The organism is Endozoicomonas arenosclerae (genome assembly GCF_001562015.1).
GTDB classification, from domain to species: Bacteria; Pseudomonadota; Gammaproteobacteria; order Pseudomonadales; family Endozoicomonadaceae; genus Endozoicomonas_A; species Endozoicomonas_A arenosclerae.
Map to the genome: position 1 here is coordinate 1 of NZ_LASA01000254.1, position 1,771 is coordinate 1,771.

Here is a 1,771-nt window from a genome sequence, read left to right on the forward strand (position 1 = left end):
GTGCCAGCTCCTTCAGGCTGACCTCCTGTTCAGACAGTCTGGCCAGAGTCAGACCCGTAGCTACCTCCAGGCTGGCTGAAGAGCTAAGGCCTGTGCCCTGAGGAATGTTGCCAGCAATGGCCAGATTAGCTCCTTTAATGGGGATGCCTCTTTCGAGAAGGATGGTGGCAACACCACGAAGATAATTACTCCAGGAGGCCTCTTTACAGGGAGGGATCGGGAGAGTCAGGTCAAACTCTGTCGTTTGTCCTGCAAAGCTTGCTGATGTGACCACTATTTTGTCATCTTTGCGAGGACTGGCTGCAATCAAGGTTTGGAAGTTAATGGCGCAGGGAAGGACAAAGCCATCGTTATAATCCGTATGTTCACCAATCAAGTTCACGCGGCCTGGCGCCTGGAAAAAGTGCTGGGGTTCTTCGCCAAACTTTTCCAGAAAAAGTTGCGTTAATGTGGGTTTCAGGTCCGTCATGATGCTTGTTCAGTATGCAGGTAATGGATTTCTGGAAGGTTTCTCAGGCGTTCAGCTGCTTGCTCTGCGGTTAAGTCTCTTTGGGCTTCGGCCAGCATTTCAAAACCCACCATGAATTTTCTGACAGTGGCGGAACGAAGAAGAGGAGGATAGAAATGTGCGTGAAGCTGCCAGTGCTGAAAATCACCTTTCTGAGTAGGGGCTCCATGCCAGCCCATTGAGTAGGGAAATGAAGTCTGGAACAGGTTGTCGTATCGAATGGTGATTTGTTTCAGGCAGTCAGCAAGACTGTTTCGCTGATCTTCAGATAGGTCAGGCAGTCTTAAAACGTGATGTTTTGGCAGCAGGAGTGTTTCAAACGGCCAGGATGCCCAATAGGGAACCACCACTATCCAGTGCTCATTTTCTATGATGGTGCGCTCTCCGGCTTCTGACTCCATGCGTGCATATTCCAGCAGCATGTTGTTCTTATTCAGTTCGCTCCATTGTTGCTGATGAATGTTCTCTTTCAGGGCTTCGTTAGGAAGAAAACTACTGGCCCAGACTTGTCCATGAGGATGAGGGTTAGAGCAGCCCATGACGGAGCCCTTGTTTTCAAAAACCTGAACCCAAGGGTATTTCTGACCCAACTCAGACACTTGCTCTGCCCAGGCATCTATTACGCTTCTGATCTCCCGGTTGGAAAGCAGTGGCAAGGTTTTACTGTGGTCAGGAGAAAAACAAATGACTCTTGCCTCGCCCCGGGCTGTGGCTGATTTAAATAGTTCAGACTCTGGAAGAACATCGGGCGTATCTTCTAACAGTGCGGGAAAGTCATTTTTGAAAGCAAAGGGCTGTGTGTAATCCGGGTTCTGTTCTCCAGTTACTCGGTAATTTCCGGGACACAGATAACATTCAGGGTCGTGTTTTGGTGGCTGGGCCCATGTCGTGGCTTCAACCTGACCTTGCCAGGGACGGCGTGCACGGTGAGGAGATACCAGTATCCATTCACCTGTTAAGGGGTTAAAACGGCGATGGGGGTGGACAGCCATGTCAAACGCATCGTTGTTCATTATTATTTTGGCTCTTAATGGATTCTGGGGAGCTGGTTGAGGACGAGTTATTTGACTATGAATAGAAGACGTTTTCTTGTACAAAAGTGTCATGAAACTTTATGACCTCCTCGACAACGCCAAGTGCTTTGAACAGATACGCCAGATTCGCTGGCCTGACGGGGTGAAATGCCCACACTGTGCCAGCTCAGACATAACCCGCCAAGGCAAGGACGATTCACAGCCTGACAGACAGAGATATTCTTGTAAA

3 protein-coding genes are annotated in these 1,771 nt (G+C 49.3%); 1 reads left to right on the forward strand and 2 read right to left on the reverse strand.

The annotated features are described in order from the left end of the window. On the reverse strand, positions 1-469 hold a 469-nt coding region (locus tag WG89_RS28440; RefSeq protein WP_281177731.1), incomplete at its 3' end, for a galactokinase family protein. Next, complete coding sequence (locus WG89_RS28445) at positions 466-1,614, reverse strand: UDP-glucose--hexose-1-phosphate uridylyltransferase (RefSeq protein WP_245662996.1); 1,149 nt, start codon at positions 1,612-1,614, stop codon at positions 466-468. The genes WG89_RS28440 and WG89_RS28445, both read right to left, overlap by 4 nt. On the opposite strand from WG89_RS28445, the gene WG89_RS33165 reads away from it, so the two are divergent. Next, the coding region (locus WG89_RS33165; protein ID WP_172806691.1) for a transposase at positions 1,613-1,771 on the forward strand (159 nt) is incomplete at its 3' end. The two genes, WG89_RS28445 and WG89_RS33165, sit on opposite strands and share 2 nt — an antisense overlap.